The sequence below is a fragment of the Streptomyces sp. Q2 genome, assembly GCF_056820935.1.
The window spans coordinates 1-17329 of the sequence record NZ_JBXEJE010000079.1 but is presented as its reverse complement, the minus strand read 5'-3'; the positions used below and the strand labels follow the sequence as shown (position 1 = coordinate 17329).

Below are 17329 nucleotides of genomic sequence, written 5' to 3'. Positions count from 1 at the left end.
GCCCAGCGGTTACGCGGATCTCTCAGGATAAATCCTCTTGTGTTGCAGGCCGACCCGAGGAGCCGGTGGTGAAGGGGACCGCGGCCCGACGCCGCACTGGGGCTGTCGGCGGGATGGCGGTTCCGGGCGAACGGGCTTACGGCGCCGTTCGGCAGGGTGAAAAGCGGGTGTTGCGGGGCGGCTCAGCCGCTCGCGCGGACGACGAGCCGGGGCGGCAGCAGGACAGGGGTGGGCACTGTGTGCGATTTCTTGGGAGCCGCCAGCAGTTCCTGGAGCATGTGCAGACAGGCGGCGGCGGCCTCGTCGTACGGCTGCGCCACGCTGCTCAAGCCGACGACCCCTGCGGTCGGGGAGTCGTCGAAGCCGATCACCGCGACATCGCCCCCGGGCCGCAGTCCTCGCGCGGTGATCTCGGTCCAGGCACCGAGCGCCAGCGAGTCGCTCGCGCAGACGATCGCGGTCGGCGGAGTGGGCAGATCGAGCATCGCCGCGGCGGCCTCGCGGCCCGTGCCGAGCCCGTCGGGAACGCCCGCGTCGTAGCCGGCAGGGGCGTCGAGTCCGGACACGGCCATCAGCGCGGACCAGCCACCGCGCCGGTCGTCACCGACCTCTAAACCCTCCGGCCAGCCGAGGAAGGCGATCCGCTGATGGCCGGACTCGATGAGGTGGCGGGTGGCGGCAAGGGTCCCTTGCGCACCGTCGACATCGACCCAGCCGTGCGGCTCGGGGGCATCGGGTTCAGCTCCCCAGGGCCGGCCGAAGGTCACGAAGGGCACCCGGCGCTCGGTGAGCCATGCCGTCCGGCGGTCGCCGGCGTGGGTGGCGTGCAGGACGAAGGCGTCGAGGTCGTGGTCGTCGAGAAGCTGTTCGTACAGGGCGCACTCGTGGTCGTCGTCGGTGGCCGTGAACACCACGATCCGGTAGCCGGCCTCCTGGGTACGGGCGGTCAGCGACTGGAGGAAGTGAGCGAGAACAGCTCCGTTGACGCCGTCGCGCGGCGGCTCGATGCGGGCGCCGATCAGCCGTGAACGCCGGGTCCGCAGCGTCCGGGAAGCCTGGTTGGGGCGGTAGTTGAGTTCCTTGATGGCGGCCTGCACCCGGGCCAGGGTCTCCGGCCGCACCCGATGAGGCGCGTTGATGACGTTGGACACCGTCTGCATCGACACGGAGGCCTGCTTCGCCACGCTCTCGAGTGTTACTCGCGCCATCGCGAAGCCGCCTCCACTAAGTTCACCGCACCGCAGCGTATCGCCGTCGCGGTGCCGCATCGTCACGTCGTCCCGACTTGGATTTGAACGTTAAATTTAGCGTTCTGATCGGTTACTGTGGCGATCGCCGCCCGGACTGTCAAGAGTCGGCGCGGTCACGAATCGCCCTCACCCACCGCCCACGAGACACGAGGGCACCGGACGGAGCTTCCATGACTTCACCCCAGCGGCAGCCGCTCCTGCACGACCTCGCGATCACCCTCGCCGCCCCGACCGTCGTGCTGTCCGCGCCGGACGGCAACCTTGACGCCGCTACACCCGGGGCCGGCGTGCAGGGGCTCTTCCACGCCGATGTGCGCGCGGTGAGTCTGCTGCGTGTGACGCTGCGCCCCGTAGATGCCCCGTCCGGCGTCGGTGCCCCGTCCGGCGAGCACGCAGGGAAGGCGCCTCCCCGGGCCGGCGGCGAGGGCGAGGACTGGCTGCCCGTCGTCGCGCTCATGACCGCGACGGACGGACCCGGCCGCAGCCGTTTCGTCGGCCTGGCCCAGGCCCTCGGCGACGCCGTTCCCGATCCGACGGTCCGGATCGACCGACGGCGCACCGTCACCCCCGGCCTGCTCACCGAACAGCTGACCGTCCACTCCACCGCGACGACGCCGGTGCATCTCGCCCTCCGGGTCGAGATCGCCGGAGACCTCGTGCCACTGGAGCACGCGAAGGCGGGCCTGGCAGCCCGGTCTCCTCTGCGGCCGACGGGCGACGTGTCCTCCGGAACCGGCGGGTTGAACTGGGGCGACGGCACGGTCGCCGTCGCCGTCAGCGCCCCGGGCGCGACCCCCGACACCGAGCACTCCACGCTGACCTGGACCCTCACGGTCCAGCCCGGCGAAAGCATCGACCTGCACCTGGCTGTCGAGATCACGGAACCCGACGCGGTCATCACGGCCGCCGACCCCCGGCCCACCTGGCAGCGCCCGGACGTCACCGCCGACGACTACCGCCTGCGCGCGCTCGTCGCACAGAGCCTGGACGACCTCCACTCGCTGCGCATGGCCACGGCCTCATCGCCCGGTGACACCTTCCTCGCCGCGGGCGTCCCCTGGTTCTTCACCCTCTTCGGCCGGGACAGCCTGTGGGCCGCACGGATGCTTCTGCCGCTGGGCACCGATCTCGCACTCGGCACCTTGCGCGCCCTCGCCGCCCAGCAGGGCACCCGCACCAACCCGGCATCGGAAGAAGAACCAGGCAAGATCCTCCACGAGGTGAGGCGCGGGGTCTTCGACGACGGCCAAGGCCTTGTCCTGCCGCCGGTCTACTACGGCACGGTCGACGCGACCCCCCTGTGGATCTGCCTCCTCCACGACGCTTGGCGCTGGGGCCTGCCCACCGCCGACATCGCACCGCTGCTGCCCGCGCTCAACGCGGCGCTCGACTGGATCGACGCCGCCGCCCACGCCGGAGACGGGTTCCTCTCCTACGTCGACCACAGCGGCACCGGTCTGGCCAACCAGGGCTGGAAGGACTCCGCGGACGCTGCCCGGTTCGCCGACGGCCGACTCGCCGAAGCTCCCCTGGCACTGGCCGAAGTGCAGGGCTACGCCTACGAGGCGGCCCTCGCCGGAGCGGCACTGCTCGACGCCTTCGGGCTGCCCCACAGCGACCGCTGGCGGACCTTCGCGGCCGGTCTCGCCGACCGCTTCCGGGCCCGGTTCTGGGTCTCCGACCAGCAGGGCCCCTACCCGGCCATGGCACTCGACGGCTCGGGCCGCCCGGTTGACTCCGTCGCGAGCAACATGGGCCACCTCCTGGCCACCGGCATCCTCAGCGCCGACGAGACCGCCGCCGTCGCCACACGGCTCGCCGCCCCCGACATGTCCGACGCCTACGGCCTGCGCACGATGTCGTCCCGCTCCGGCGGCTACGGCCCCCTGCGCTACCATTGCGGCACCGTCTGGCCGCACGACACCGCCATCGCCGTCACCGGCCTCGCCCGCAGCGGCCACCCCGAGGCCGCCGCCCGACTCGTCGAGGGCATTCTCGCCGCGGCACCGGCCTTCGACTACCGACTGCCCGAACTGTGGGGCGGCGACGCCCGCACAGACACCCCCGTACCAGTCCCCTACCCCGCCGCCTGCCGCCCCCAAGCCTGGTCCGCGGCATCAGCCATCGCCCTCATGACCGCACTCACCGGCATCGATCCCGACGTACCCGCAGGCCGCCTGAACCTCCGCCCCACAGGCCCGCTTCCCGTCGGCGCGCTCACCGTCACCGGGCTCACCATCGCCGGAGAACGGCTCGACGTCACCATCGGCTCCGACGACCGGATCGCATCGGTATCACCCCCGGCTCGGCTCATCGTCGAGCACTACGCCCAGTCGCCGGCCTGACTCCCCGGACAACATCCGCGGACAGCTCAACAGCGCAGAGCCGAAGTGGGACGGGTTCCAGGCCCAGGGCTTGCCGGACGCGGGGCGGGTGACAACTGCGCCCGAGGCGCGGCACTGCGATCGCCTTACGAGCCGCCTTTCGGCGGGCTCGGGGCAATACCCCCGCGCCGCTGGCGCACAGGGCGGTGCACCTGGACCTGGCGAATACGTCCTGCCAGCGGAACGCGATCAGGCCGTGACGGTGACCTGAGCTCGGTCTGGAAGCCGTCGGGCAACGCCTTGAGCCGGATCAGGCGGTGATCGAGTGCCGGGTCGCCGAGCCGCGTTCACTGATTAGCCTCGCGCTTTCAAGAAGTGTGGCGTCCGACGGATGGTCAGACAAAACGAAAAGTACCTCTGACCAGCAAGTATGCGGATTGTCGAGGTCCTTGTTCCTGCCACCGCCGGAGGCACTTCACAGGTGAAGAAGCGGATCGGGTCCTCCTCGCGTGTCCCCGTCGAGGGCAGTGGCCGGGCTGTGGTCTCGCAGGCGGGAGACGTCCCAAGCCGGACCAGACGATATCGGTGGCTCTGGCGCCGTGGTGCAAGTCGGGGCAGTGCACGATCCGAGGGAGATGGTGCTGGACGTGCCTCGGCTGTCGCGCTCGGTTGGACTGCCTGGCCGATGTGGGCCTGTTGCGGGCCGAGCCGGCCGTGTTCGGGCCGGCGGCCTCCGCCCGTCGATCTCCCGGGTGTTCAGCAAGGTGGCGCGGGCAGCGGGTCCTGGCCGCGCTGCGCATCGCCTGCGCCGAAGTGCGCGAACGTGTCTGGCGGTTGGCCGGTGAAGCGGCGCCGGACGCGGATGGGCATGTGATCGTGGACCTGGATGGCGTCCTCGTCCTGGCGCACTCCGAGAAGCAGTACGCCGCCGCGACCTGGAAGAAGACCTTTGGGCACGACCGGCTGATGGGGTTCGTCGACCACGGCCGCGGTGGGTTCGGCGAACCCGTCGTGGGCCTGTTGCTGTCTGGCAACGCGGATGTCGATCGCGTAGCCGATGCGCGTACTCGGCGCGCTGCGGGCTCGAAGCCGCCACGGGCACCCGGAAGTGCCTCGTCCACGGGGACAAGGACATCAGCACTCCCTGTTCCCGCCGACGAGAGGCCCTCTCTCTGCGCCGGGGGCAAAGGCCAACGGTCGCCCTACATGAAAGCCGGGGTCAGTTGTAGACGTTGAATTCTGCGACTGACCACCAGCTACGCGCAACGTTGCCGGTGTTGACGACCTTGATGTAGCGAGCTGTCTGCGTGGGGAAGGAAATCAGGTGGACTCGTTGGCCGTCCGCTACGGAAGAAATTTTGGTCCAGTCGGTTCCATCCGTGGATACGTATACGTCTGCGCTCCGCGCATAGTCGCTGACACTGCCGCCGACATCCAACACAATCTTGTCGAAGGTCTGCGTTTGCCCCATGTCCACTTGGATCCAAAGGCCGTCGTACTGCCCTGTTCCGGAGCTGTACCGGGTGTCGGAATTACCGTCGAGCATGTTTCCGGGCGCATCCCACTGGCTTGCGTCCGAAGCCTTTGCGGTCCAACCCGTCCGCGGCAGCGCAGGACCAAGATCTATGACGTCGAACGATGATCCACCAGCGTCTGCTCCGCTGGCTCCCTTCACGGAAACCGTGACCTTCCCCGCTGGAAGCCCCCTCGGGACGTAGGCGCTGATACTCGTGTCCGACCAGGTGTCTATTTCGGCATAGCTCGATCCGAAATACACCGTACCCAGCCCCTGTGCATCACCGAAGCCAGAACCGCGGATCGTGAACTTGGAGCGCGGCATGCCTCGTTCCGGCTTCACAGCGCTGAAGGTCGGCGATGTGAAGCTCGACAGCTTCTTGGTCGTGAACATCGCCGAGGTGCCGCCCGGCAGCGTATAGGTGTACGAGCCGTCGGTGGACATCTTGAAACTCTTGCTGTCGGTGGTCCCGTTGAATACTACGGTGACCTGCTCCCCCTCCTTACTGGTCCAGTTCTTCAGCTGGAGGCCGTTCGATACCGCTGTCGGAGCTGTGATCGAGCCGGTTCCACGAGAGGACCCGTACACCTCGATGTCGCCGATGGCCCACCAGAAACCGGATGCCGCAGTGCTGACGAGGCGAATGTACTGTGCCGTACGGGTCGGCAACGTGACGGCTATCTTCCCGATGCCCCCGCTGCCGCTCGCAATCGCGCTGCCCCAATCGACACCGTCGTTCGAAACGTAGATCTGATACTTCGTGACGTAGTCGAACGAATTGTTCACGCCGGTGTCGAAGACGATCCTATTGAAGCTCGTGGGGCTCCCCAGATCGATCTGGAACCAGTCGCCGCTCGTCGTCCCGTGCCCAAGACTCCACCTGGTGTTGATGTCGCCGTCGATCGCGTTCGCGGCCACACCCCAATCCGGCTGCGCGGAAGCCGTGGCGGTCCACTTGCTACGGCTCAGTGCCCTTCCGGTCGTCTGGACGGAAGCTCCGATCGGAAGGGAGTACGTGACCAGCTTGTTTCCGGTACGGACGGAGTTCTGGTAGGGCAGCAGTTCCGGGTCGTACGTGACGGTGACCGGGCCGGATGCCGACGTGAACGTGAAGTCGTGTGTCGGGTCCGAGACCTTGGTCGCTGCGGGGGTACGGCCGCTCTGCGCAGGCCCGGAGTACGTGAAGGTGACGGCGTCGCCGGCGTTCAGGGTGTAGTCGAACGAGTGTGTTCCGTCCGCGACGCTGAATGTCTTCGCGGCGCTCCCCGAATTGTGGGCGATCAGGACCTTCGATCCGTCCGGGTTCTGGAACGCGACGTTCTCTATGCTTCCTTCGCCGAAGGTGTTCGAGTAGATCCGGCGTGCTCCGGGCTTGACGAACCTGCTGGCGTGAGCGAGGGCGTGGTAGTCCACGTTGTAGGTCACCCGTCCGTCGGCCGGGTCGATCGTGAGCAACCCCCGAAGCATGGGTATGCCGGCCGTGTCGCTGTTGAGCGGGCCCCGATCGGGGTCGAGTGCGATGTTCCACAGCATCACCCCGTTCGCCCAGTTGCGCGTTCCGTTGATGATCCACGAACCCAGTGCTTCGCTGAACGCCGTCTGGTCGCTGTCCTGCCAAACGCCACCGGTGGCTTCCGTGATGAACGTTTCCTTGCTCGGGTAGTCGTTATGGACCACTGTCTGGTAGTTCGGGTTGCCGCTGTAGATGTGCCATCCGGTTCCCGCGGTGTACTTGGAGGCTGCGGGGTCGCTGAAGATCGTCTCCGGATACGAGGGCACGTCCCAGTTGTGGTCCCAAGCCAGGATCTTCGTGGAGATTCCGTTGGCTTCGAACGCCTTGCCGATCTCCTGGATCAAATCGGCTTCCTGGTACGCGGACAGGAACATCCCGGGCCAGGTGGGAGTGCCCATGGGTTCGTTCTGCGGGGAAATGTAGGAGATGGGCACGCCGGCGTCGCCATAGGCGTGGATGAACTTGACGAAGTAGTTGGCCAGCGCGGAGGTGTACTCGCTCTTGAGCGAGCCTCCGATCATGGAGTCAGAGGTCTTCATCCAGCCTGGCGGGCTCCACGGGTTGGCCATGATCTTGATGGACGGGTTGAGTGAGAGGGCCTGCCGCAAGGCCGGAATGATGTACGGCGCATCGTGCTGGATGGAGAAGTTGGACAGCGTCGGGTCCGTTTGTCCCTGGGGCATGTCGTTGTAGGAGTAGTTCCCGGACGCGTTGAAATCCGTGGCGCCCATCGGGGAGCGGAGCAGGCTGAGGCCGATTCCCTTCGAGGGATCGAACAGCTTGTTCATCAGCTTGGTCCGCTCGGCATTGGACAGCTTGTCGATGAGCCAGGCGGAGGAGTCGGTCATGGCCGCGCCGAAGCCTTGGACCTTTTGGTACTTGACTCTGTCGTCGATCTTGATCGTGAGCGGGTTGGCCGTTCTCTTCGCCTTGAACAGCACATCGTCCTGGCCGGCGACCCACTTGTCGGCCGATACGTCCGTCAGCCACACACGGACGGAATTGTCACGTGAGGCTTGCTTCCGTTGCGGGGCGGCGCTGGCGTTCCCGGAAACCGAGGTCCAGGCGGCAGCGACACCGACGGCGGTGGCCAGGAACTGGCGTCGCCCGAGACCGTATGAGCTCATGGAAGATCCTCCTTCGGACCTGCTTGGTCAGTACTTGGGAGAGGGGTGGGACACATTGCCGAGGTGGGGGGATCGACCGGTTGGAGTCGGTTCTACGGCGATGTCGGCGCCGGCTCTGCGGCGCTGGTGCTCGGCTCTTTGATCACGAGCGGGTGCAGCTCCCACGCGTCGACCTCGAAGCCGAGGCGCGTACCCGGTGCGCTGCGGGCCTCAAGTCGCCACGGGCCTTGCCCTGTGGGGTAGAAGCGCAGGGTGAGGACCTGGCCGGTGGTGGTCAGGAAGATTTCGGCGATGGAGTGGTCGACGACCACGCGCAGCTCGACCGGCTGACCAGTGGGGCAGGGCATCCGGTAGGAGCCGCCGCGGGCCCGAGTATCCAGTGAGGCGTGGTCACGGTCGACGACCAGTTCGCCCGCATCGGTATCGACGCGGATGTCGAGGTGCTCGGAGCCGTCCGGGGTGGTGAGCAGCCGCAGACCGGCGTTTCCGGTCGGCTCCAGACGGGCCGTCAGGTCGAAGGCTTGGCCCACGTTGCCGAGGTCCACCGGCTGCGGGCCGTGCGTCGCGCCTGCGGTGTGGATGGTGTGTTCGCCGCGCAGGGCGAGCAGTTCGGTAGCGGGGTGCTGGCGCAGCGTGCCGTCGTCGTCGACATGGATCTCGCGGGGCAGGGTGAGGACGCCGGCCCATCCGTCCGCGACGGCCCAGGCTTCGTCACGGGCTTCCCATGACCAGCCCCACAGCAGCCACCGGTTGCCCGGTGCACGCAGCAGGGCGGGTGCGTAGCAGTCGGGGCCGTAGTCGGCGGCTACCGCTGGGCCGGCCTCGAAGTGGCCGTCGTGCTCTTCGCCGATCAGGGCCGCGACCCTCTGCGGACCGGTGGGTTCGGTCCAGGTGCTGACGATGAGCGCGCCGGGTCCGTCGGCTGCCGGGAGGTACTGGGGGCATTCCCAGCCCTCGCCGGTGAACAGGTCGGTACCACCGATGGGCTCCGGACGGCGGGTGGCGAAGGGCCCCCGGTAGGCCCAGTTCTCCAGGTCGGGTGAGTCGTAGAGAAGGGCGGCGGCGCGGCCGTCCGTGAGGGCGGCGCCGACCAGCATCCGCCAGCCGTCGCCGTCCTGCCAGACGTACGGGTCGCGGTACATGGTGCAGCCCTCGGGCAGCTCGGGGATGAGTAGTTCGCCGCGCGGGCGGAAGCTGTTGCCGCCGTCGTGGGAAATGGCGCAGGTGACCGGCTGGTGCTGGAACGAGCGGTCCTCGCGGTGCGCGGAGTAGAAGGCGACCAGCCGGTCGCCGTCGGAGACGGCGTTGCCGGAGAAGCAGCCGTCGGCGTCCACGCCATCGGGGTTCGGGGACAGGGCGATCGGCAGCGGCTCCCAGGTCAGCAGGTCGGGGCTGCGGAAGTGGCCCCAGTGCATGTTCGCGTGGGTCGCTCCGGACGGGTTGTACTGGTAGCACACGTGGTAGTAACCGTCGTGGAAGACCAGCCCGTTGGGGTCGTTGATCCAGTTGCGGGGCGGGCGCAGGTGCGCGACGGGGTGGTGCGGATCGCGGGGTGTGGTGGACACACGCGTGCCTTTCCGTATGTCAGAGCGACCGGGTCAGATGGGTCCCGCCCCGCCGGCCCTCTGGTTGGCGGGGCGGCGGGCCGACGGGGCGGGGGGTCTTCAGGCCCGGTTGAGGGCTTCAGGTCCGGATGCGGAATCCCGCGCTCAGCTGGTGCTCCCGCCGTGAGCTGGGGCCGACGCGGAGCATGAACTCACCTGGTTCGACCACTCGGCGGTTGTCGGCCGTGACGAGTGAGCACTGCGCGGCAGGGACGCTGAGGTGGACGTCCAGGCTTTCGCCGGCAGGGATGTCGACCTGGGTGAACCCCTTCAGCTCCTGCTCGGCCCAGGTGACGCTGGTGGTCAGGTCGCTGATGTACGCCTGGACCGTTTCCAGGGCCGGACGGCTGCCGCTGTTGGTGAGGCGCACCGTGGCGTCGACGGTGCCGTCGGCGAGGACGTCCGGGTCGTGCACGACAAGGTCGGAGTAGGTGACGGTGGTGTAGGTGAGGCCCTCGCCGAACGCGAACAAGGGGTCTTGGGTGAGGTCCGCGTAGCGCTCCCCGTGCTGGCCTCGCACCTGGTTGTAGAAGACCGGTTGCTGTCCGACGTGGCGGGCGAAGGAGACCGGGAGCCGGCCGCTGGGTTCGACGAGTCCGAGGAGGAGTTCGGCGATCGCGCGGCCACCGCGCATGCCCGGGTTGAACGCCTCTATGAGTGCTGCCGCGTTCAGTGCCGACTCCGGGAGAGCGCTCGGCTTCGACTGGACCAGTACGACGATCACGGGGGTGCCGGTGGCGGCGACCGCGTCCAGCAGAGCGATCTGGCTTCCTTGAAGGTCGAGCGTGGCCGTCGAGCGCGTCTCACCCGTGAGAGCGATGGTGTCCCCCACGACCACGACGGCGTAGTCGGCGGCCTCTGCTGCGGCGACAGCCTCCCGAAGCTGCGCCTGGTCGACCGGGGCGGGGGTGAAAACGGGCGGCAGTGGCTGGCCGTCGGGCCCGGTGGACCACTCGGGGGCATGGGCGGGGCTTGCGATGTCGGCTCCGCGGGCGTGCGTGACGGTCCAGTCGGCGGGTGCGACGGCGCGAAGGCCGTCGAGCACCGTCTCCACCGTCTCGCGGGGATGGCCTTCGGGCATCCACGGGACCTGGCCGGTGGCGCCCGCCCAGTCGCCGAGCATGGCTTCCGGGCTGTCGGCGTTGGGGCCGATGACCGCGATCGTCCGCGGGGTGCCCTGGCTCCCGGCGCGGCCGGTTCCGTCCGAGGTCAGCCTGCCTTCGAGGGGCAGGATGCCCTCGTTGCGCAGCAACACCAGGGAACGACGGGCTGTTTCGAGGTTGAGGTCGGCGTGGGTGCGGCAGCCGATCACCTGCGCCTGCCGTTCGGGGTCGGGGGTGCGGGGGTCCTCGAAGAGTCCGAGCTCGAACTTCAGCCGCAGAACCCGCCGCACTGCGTCATCGATCTGTTTCTCCTCGATCTGGCCGCGGGCGACCGCCTCCTGCGCGCCCTCGAAGAACTGCGGCGTGGCCATGATGAGGTCGTTCCCGGAGTTGACGGCGACCGCCGCCGCCTCGACGTGGTCGGCGCAGGTTCGCTGGTCGTAGACCATCCGGCCGACGTTGTCCCAGTCGGTCACCAGCGTCCCGGTGAAGCCCCACTCGCCCTTGAGCACATCGTTGATCAGCCACTGATTCGCGGTGATGGGCACGCCGTCGATCGACTGGTACCCGAGCATGAAGCCGCGGCAGCCGGCCCGGGCCGCCTGCTCGAACGGGGGCAGGAACCACGAGCGCAGCTTGCGCGGGCTGAGATCGGCTTCGCTCGCGTCGCGCCCGCCCATGGTTTCGGAGTAGCCCGCGAAGTGCTTGGCGTACGCCAGCACGGCGGTCGGGTCGCTGAGGCCCTCGCCCTGGTAGCCGCGCACCATCGCCGCCCCGAGTTCACCGATCAGGAACGGGTCCTCGCCGAACGTCTCGTTGATCCGGCCCCAGCGCAGGTCCCGGGTGATGCACAGCACCGGGGAGAACGTCCCGTGGATTCCGGTCGCCGCGATCTCGGTCGCGGCCGCGCGTGCCACCCGGTGGAGCAAGGAGGGGTCCCAGGTGCAGGCCATGGCCAGCTGTGTCGGGAAGATGGTCGCGCCCGGCCAGAACGAGTGGCCGTGGATGCCGTCGTCGGCTGTCAGCAACGGAATGCCGAGCCGTGTCCGCCCGGCCAGTTCCATGGCCTGCGGCATCAGCTCGGGAGACACGTGCAGGACCGATCCGGCGAGTTTGGCCGACACGATGTCGGCCAGGTCGCCGTGTTGTGCGTCGAGCATCAGCAGCTGCCCGACCTTCTCCGGCAGGGTCATCCGTGACAGCAGATCCTCGATCCTCGCTTCCACGGATGATTCCGGATCCAGGTACGCCGCAGAGCGGACCGGCTGTCCCACATTGTTCTCCAAGAGATGAGTCGTCACAGGTCAGAGAGTTGGTTGGCGACTTCGAGCCCTTTGTCGCAAGGACGCTGCCCGTCTGCCGTGGTGGAGCTCGGACTAGCGCGGCGGGGCTCGCGCGCTGCCTGCCCCCCGCCGCCCCGGGCGGAACCGGTGCGGCAGGGGGCGGCGCGGCGGGAGCAGAGGTGTCACTTCAGGCCGGTGGTGGCGATGCCGGCGATGAACTGGCGCTGGAAGAGGAGGAAGACGATCATCACCGGCAGCAGGACGATCACGGCGCCGGCGAGCAGGATGCCGAAGCGGGTGAAGGACTGTCCGCTGCTGGCCAGGGCGAGGCCGACGGGGAGGGTGTACTGGCTCTCGTTCTGGGCCACGACCAGGGGCCACAGGAAGTTGTTCCAGGAGCCGAGGAAGGTGATGATCCCGAGGGTGGCGAGGGCCGGCTTGGTCAGCGGCAGGATGATCTTCGCGAAGATGGCCAGTTCGCGGCAGCCGTCGACGCGGGCGGCGTCGATCAGCTCGTCGGGCAGGGTGGAGATGAACTGCCGCATCAGGAACACCCCGAAGGGGCCCGCCAGGAACGGCAGGATCAGCCCGAGCATGGACCCGGTCAGCTGCATGTTGGACACCAGCACGTACAGGGGAACGAAGGTGACCAGGCCGGGGATCATGAGCGTCCCCATGACCAGCAGGAAAACGGCGCGCTGTCCGCGGAACTCCAGCTTGGCCAGGGCGTATCCGAGCATCGAGCAGAAGATGAGGTTCCCGGCGGTGACGGCGAGGGCCACGATCACGGAGTTGGCGAACATGCTCGTGAAGTCGAGCGTGCTGAACAGCTCACCGTAGTTGGCGGTCGTGGGCGCCGTGGGGAGCAGGACGGGCGGGACGCTGCGGATGTCGGCCTCGGGTTTGAAGGAGCCGGACAGCATCCACAGGAACGGCGCGATCATCAGCAGCAGGGCACCCGCGAGCGGCAGATACAGCCAGGGCTGGCCCCAGGTCTGGCGGATGCGGCGACGCTTGAGGACGCGGTCCATGCCCGGTTGTGCCGTGGGGAGGGTGGAGAGGGTGCTCATGGGTCGTCAGTCCTTGTCTCGCAGCACGCGGAACTGCAGCACGGTCAGCGCCACGATGAGGACGAAGATGACGTAGCTGGCGGCCGACGCCATCTCGTAATTGCCGTTGCCGAACTGTTTGTAGGCGTACAACGTCGCCGAGAGGGTGGAGTCCAGCGGCCCGCCGCCGGTCATCACGAACGGTTCGTCGAAGAACTGCAGGTAGCCGATGCCGGTCGTGACGGCGGTGAGCAGCAGGGCGGGACGCAGGAGTGGGAAGGTGACGCGCCAGAACCGCTGCCAGGGCCCGGCGCCGTCGAGTTCTGCCGCCTCCATCAGGGACTGGGGCACGGACTGCAGCCCGGCCAGCATGATGATCATGACGGTGCCCAGGTTGCGCCATACGGCCATCAGGATCATGACGGGCAGTGCGAAGCGGGTGTCCGCCAGCCAGGCCGGGCCGTCGATCCCGAACCAGCCCAGGACGAGGTTCACCAGTCCCGCGCGGGGTTCGAGGAGCGTCTTCCACACCACGGCGACGGCCACGATGCTGGTGATCACCGGGAGGTAGAAGCCGACCCGGAAGACGGCCCGGAAGCGGCGGATGCCCCGATCGAGGGCGACCGCCGCGGCGAGCCCGGCGGCCAGGGTGAGGGGCAGGGCCACCAGGACGAACACGGCGGTGTTGCGCAGGGCCGTGAAGAACTGATCGTCCTGGAAGAGCCGCACGTAGTTGTCGAAGCCGACGAACGACACGTTCAAAGGGGTTCGCAGGTCGGCGCTCTGAGTGTCGGTCAAACTCATCAGCAGCGACCACACCACCGGCAGCAGCATGNAGCCGACGAACGACACGTTCAAAGGGGTTCGCAGGTCGGCGCTCTGAGTGTCGGTCAAACTCATCAGCAGCGACCACACCACCGGCAGCAGCATGAAGGCCGCGAACAGCGCGAGGAAGGGCCCGGCGAGGAGCCAGGCGACCCGGGCCTGCCTGCCGCGCGCCGGGCTCCGGAACGTGAGGCGTCGGCGATCGGCACTCCGCTCCGGCCCCCCGGTGTTCTGCTTGCCGGTGTCGCCCCGCCCGGGGAGCGTATTCGTGGACATGGATGTCATCCGTCCCTACGAGGGGTGCTCATGGCGGTGGCGCTCAGCGGCCCGTGCCGATGCTGGTGGCCTTGGACTGCAGCGTCTTCTGCACCTCGGCGACGCTGGCCTTGCCGAGGATCAGCTTCTCCAGTTCGGAGTCGATAGCGTCGGCGATCTGCTGCCAGGTCGTGATGGCGGGCGGCGCCTTGCTGACCTTGAGCTGCTCGGCGAACGCCTTCATGTTCTCGTCCTCGGTCAGCTTGCCCTCCGTCCACGCCTGGGGCGCAGGGGGCAGGCTGCCGGTGGCCTTGGAATAGGCCGCGAGGTTGGCAGGCTCGGTCAGGAACTGGGCGAACTTCCATGCAGCGTCGGGGTTCTTGGCGTCCTTGAACACCGCCAGGTCGCTGCCGCCGGCGAACCCGGAGGGCTGCTCGGAGTACGGCACCGGCATGGTCTTCCACTTGCCGTCCAGTTCCGGGGCGTCCTTGTGGAAGCTGCCGCCGGCCCACGCACCCTCCTGGTAAACGGCGATCAGCCCGTCCCGGAAGCCCTGGACGTTGTCCGCCCTGTCGGTCGGCGCCAGGCCCTGCTTCGGGACGCTCGCGTAGTACTCCAGCGCCTTGGCGACCTCGGGCGAGTCGAAGGTGAACTTCCCGGTCTTGGCGTCGTAGATGTCACCGCCCTGCTGCCAGACCATCGGCACCCAGAAAATCCAGGAGTTGAAGCCCATCACCAGCCCGCTGGCATGGCGCAGCTTGGGGTTCTCCTTGCCGGCGGTGGCCTGGATGGCCTCCAGGTCCTTCAGGTATCCGGCCCGGTCGCCGGCCAGAGCGCCCTTGATGCCGGCCTTCGTGGTGATGTCGGTCCGGTAGTAGATCGCTTGGGTGTCGGCGATGAACGGGACGCCGTAGGAGGTGTCCTTGTACTTGGTGGTGTCCCACTGGCCGGGGTAGAAGTCCGAGGACTTGATCGACGTAGGGGTGGCCTGGAAGCCCTTCATGGCGGCCATCTCGGCCATCCAGGTGGTTCCCACCACGGACATGTCCGGTGTGTTGCCGCCGGCTATCGCGGTGGTCAGCTTGTCGTGGGCGGCGTCCCACGGGACTGCAGTGATCTTGACGTCGGCGTCCGGGTTCTCCTGCTCGAACTTCTTCGCCAGGTCCTTCAGGTCCTCGTCGGTGTCGCCCATGGACCACATGACCACCGTCCCCTTGGCCTTGCCCGCGGCGATCTGGGCGGGTGCGTCGTTGCCGGGGCCGGAATCCTCGCTCCGGCCGCAGCCGGTGGCCACCAGGGCGGCCGTGACGGTGACACACAGGGTCTGGACGGTTCTGACAGTGTGACGGGTGGTGATACGCATGATGCGGCTCCTTGCCGTTGGGCGATACAGGCGCGGGGGGCTAAGGGTGAGAGCGGGCGGACGCCCGGATGGGCCGGCGCACGGGTGGGGACCGTCTGCGGTGACAGCGGCATCGGCGGTCAGCCGCAGGGCGCGGCTGGAGCATCCGACGCGGAGTGGGTAGGGGCCGGGCGACGTGGGCCAGGCGCCGTTCGGTGTCCCGGATCGGGAACGCGCGAGCGGAAGGGTGCATGTGGGCGGTGCCGCATGAACGCGTGTGCAGCCGCCATGGTTGCGAGGAAGGCGAGGCCGAAGTGGGTCGCCGAGGTTTCAAGGAGACGAGGGGCGGTGCGTCACCGGCGACGCACCGCCCGGCTGCGAGGCGCCATCACGTACGCACCGCGATGACGTCGCGTCAGTTCGAGCTCGGCTCTAACGTCGAGCCGCGGATCACGAGGCTGGTGGGAATGATGCGCGAGGGGGCGGCCTCGGGCGATCTGCGCACGTGGTCGAGCAGCAGACGCGCCGCTGCCTCACCCATTTCCCGCATCGGCTGGCGGATGGTGGTCAAGGCCGGATAGGTGTACGACGCCAACTCGACGTCATCGAAGCCCACCACGGCGACATCCCGCGGAATCTTGAGGCCGGCCTCGTGCAAGGCCGCGAGCACGCCGGCCGCCGAGGGGTCGTTGTGCCCGAAGACCGCGTCGAACTCCACGCCGTCCGCGAGAGCTTGCGCCACCGCGCTCCGGCCGTCGTCGAACTGGAAGTCGCCGCAGATGATGCTGCGCGGGTCGAGCTCGATCCCGGCCTGCGCATAGACGTCGACGAAGCCGCCCAGCCGTTCCCGGGTGCAGCCGTACTCGTCGGGACCGGTCACCACCAGAGGGCGACGGCGGCCGAGGTCCAGCAGGTGGCGCGCCGCCTGCTCACCGCCCTCCCGGTTGGTGGTGGCCACGTAGGGGAATCCCGGCCGCTGGAAGCGGTCGTCTATCAGCACCACCGGCAGTCCGGCTTCGTGCAGTTCCGTGATGGCCGCCAGGGCCCCCTCGGGCTCTATCACCAGCAGGCCGTCGAACGACTTGGCGGCGACCTGCAGGCCCAGCCTGCGCAGTGACTCCTCACCGTGGTTCACGGTCAGCATGCGCAGTCCGAAGCCCTCGGCCTCCAGCGTTTCGACGACCGCCTGCACGATGCCGGCCCAGGCCCAGGCCATATCAGGGACCAGCATGCCGATCATCTGTGTCGTGCCGCGGGCGAGCCCCACTGCCCCGGCGCTCGGCACATAGCCGAGCTCCGAGATCGCCTTGCGGACCTTCACGACGGTGTTCTCGTGGATCTCGCCTTTGCCGTTCAGCACCCGCGAGACCGTCGTCTTGCTGACGCCGGCCCGGGTGGCCACGTCGGCGATAGTGACTCCCATGTCACCTCCCCTCCCTTCCTGCAGAGGCGGAAGACTTCCCTCCCGCGCCCAAGGGCCGATCGTACAGAGACCCGTGTAACCGGTACCGGAAGCAGTCCCGGAACCGGTTTCGGTACCGGTTCCGGAAGTGAAGCACCGAGAGGCCCCACCGGTCAACACCCCGGAAACAACTCGTTAACGCAGCCGATCTCGGTCTCGCACGATGCCGCGGAAGCCTGCCGGTTGCCACCCAAGCCACCCCTCTGACCTGCGCGGTTTCCGACTCCGACCCGCCATGGCCGAGCTCATTGGCGCGGCTGCCGGCCGCCGACGATGCCCGACGGACCGCAGACCCGTCCCGGAGCAATCGCGCCCGCACCGTTGACGCACCGGCCGGATTGCCCTTCATAATCGGGCACTCGCTGTCATCGATGACATTCGTCGCTGACACCCCAGTCGGCTGCGTGGACGTCGACGCCGCTGGGATGTCACTTTTTCGGTCCGTCCGCGCCGGGGCCGCAGTCAGTGCTGCGCCGACGAGCCGCGGGACTAGGAGACACCATGAGCTCTGCACGCGTATCCCGGCATGCCCGCATACGGATGATGGCGGCGGTGGCGACCGTCTGCGCCCTGTCCGCAGCCCCGACGGCCCCTCAGGCCGTCGCTGCCGACACCCCGCCGTACTCCGAGACCTACCGGCCCCAGTTCCACTTCACGCCGGAGAAGAACTGGATGA

At 68.2% G+C, this 17329-nt stretch carries 9 protein-coding genes and 1 pseudogene; 2 read left to right on the top strand and 8 right to left on the bottom strand.

Annotation, left to right across the window (positions count from 1 at the left end; genetic code table 11):
- Positions 1-182: 182 nt before the first annotated feature.
- Positions 183-1184: a LacI family DNA-binding transcriptional regulator gene (locus ACWBNA_RS46165; protein WP_482710600.1), complete on the bottom strand. Its 1002-nt coding sequence runs from the start codon at positions 1182-1184 to the stop codon at positions 183-185.
- A gap of 236 nt (positions 1185-1420) precedes the next feature.
- Between ACWBNA_RS46165 and ACWBNA_RS46160 the strand changes: the two genes are divergently transcribed.
- Together ACWBNA_RS46160 and ACWBNA_RS46155 are read left to right on the top strand one after the other, a co-directional pair.
- Entirely contained in the window at positions 1421-3595 is a 2175-nt protein-coding gene (locus ACWBNA_RS46160; RefSeq protein WP_482710599.1) for a glycogen debranching N-terminal domain-containing protein, read from the top strand.
- Positions 3596-4055: 460 nt separating this feature from the next.
- Positions 4056-4633, top strand: a pseudogene (locus ACWBNA_RS46155) (transposase); the annotation flags it as partial.
- Positions 4634-4793: 160 nt separating this feature from the next.
- On the opposite strand, the gene ACWBNA_RS46150 reads toward ACWBNA_RS46155, so the two are convergent.
- The 7 genes from ACWBNA_RS46150 to ACWBNA_RS46120 all read right to left on the bottom strand — a co-directional run bounded on the left by ACWBNA_RS46150 (position 4794) and on the right by ACWBNA_RS46120 (position 16614).
- The gene (locus ACWBNA_RS46150; RefSeq protein ID WP_482710598.1) at positions 4794-7730 is read right to left on the bottom strand and encodes a discoidin domain-containing protein; all 2937 of its coding nucleotides are present in this window, start codon (positions 7728-7730) and stop codon (positions 4794-4796) included.
- A gap of 92 nt (positions 7731-7822) precedes the next feature.
- The gene (locus tag ACWBNA_RS46145) at positions 7823-9295 is read right to left on the bottom strand and encodes a glycoside hydrolase family 32 protein (protein WP_482710597.1); all 1473 of its coding nucleotides are present in this window, start codon (positions 9293-9295) and stop codon (positions 7823-7825) included.
- Positions 9296-9413: 118 nt separating this feature from the next.
- The gene (locus ACWBNA_RS46140) at positions 9414-11711 is read right to left on the bottom strand and encodes a glycoside hydrolase family 3 N-terminal domain-containing protein (RefSeq protein ID WP_482710608.1); all 2298 of its coding nucleotides are present in this window, start codon (positions 11709-11711) and stop codon (positions 9414-9416) included.
- 191 nt (positions 11712-11902) lie between these two features.
- A complete protein-coding gene (locus tag ACWBNA_RS46135) occupies positions 11903-12790 on the bottom strand; it encodes a carbohydrate ABC transporter permease (RefSeq protein WP_482710596.1) in 888 nt (295 codons plus the stop codon).
- 6 nt (positions 12791-12796) lie between these two features.
- Positions 12797-13573 carry a carbohydrate ABC transporter permease gene (locus ACWBNA_RS46130; protein WP_482710607.1) on the bottom strand — a complete coding sequence of 259 codons (777 nt, stop codon included), beginning with the start codon at positions 13571-13573 and terminating at the stop codon, positions 12797-12799.
- 340 nt (positions 13574-13913) lie between these two features.
- Entirely contained in the window at positions 13914-15212 is a 1299-nt protein-coding gene (locus tag ACWBNA_RS46125; protein ID WP_482710595.1) for an extracellular solute-binding protein, read from the bottom strand.
- Between the two features lie 394 nt (positions 15213-15606).
- Entirely contained in the window at positions 15607-16614 is a 1008-nt protein-coding gene (locus ACWBNA_RS46120; protein ID WP_482710594.1) for a LacI family DNA-binding transcriptional regulator, read from the bottom strand.
- Between the last annotated feature and the right edge of the window lie 715 nt (positions 16615-17329).

What these genes read in the sequence shown, in the direction of transcription:
- ACWBNA_RS46135 (WP_482710596.1), bottom strand. Translation starts at nt 12,790, where the DNA reads ATGAGCACCCTCTCCACCCTCCCCACGGCACAACCGGGCATGGACCGC.
- ACWBNA_RS46120 (WP_482710594.1), bottom strand. Translation starts at nt 16,614, where the DNA reads ATGGGAGTCACTATCGCCGACGTGGCCACCCGGGCCGGCGTCAGCAAG.
- ACWBNA_RS46125 (WP_482710595.1), bottom strand. Translation starts at nt 15,212, where the DNA reads ATGCGTATCACCACCCGTCACACTGTCAGAACCGTCCAGACCCTGTGT.
- ACWBNA_RS46150 (WP_482710598.1), bottom strand. Translation starts at nt 7,730, where the DNA reads ATGAGCTCATACGGTCTCGGGCGACGCCAGTTCCTGGCCACCGCCGTC.
- ACWBNA_RS46130 (WP_482710607.1), bottom strand. Translation starts at nt 13,573, where the DNA reads ATGAGTTTGACCGACACTCAGAGCGCCGACCTGCGAACCCCTTTGAAC.
- ACWBNA_RS46160 (WP_482710599.1), top strand. Translation starts at nt 1,421, where the DNA reads ATGACTTCACCCCAGCGGCAGCCGCTCCTGCACGACCTCGCGATCACC.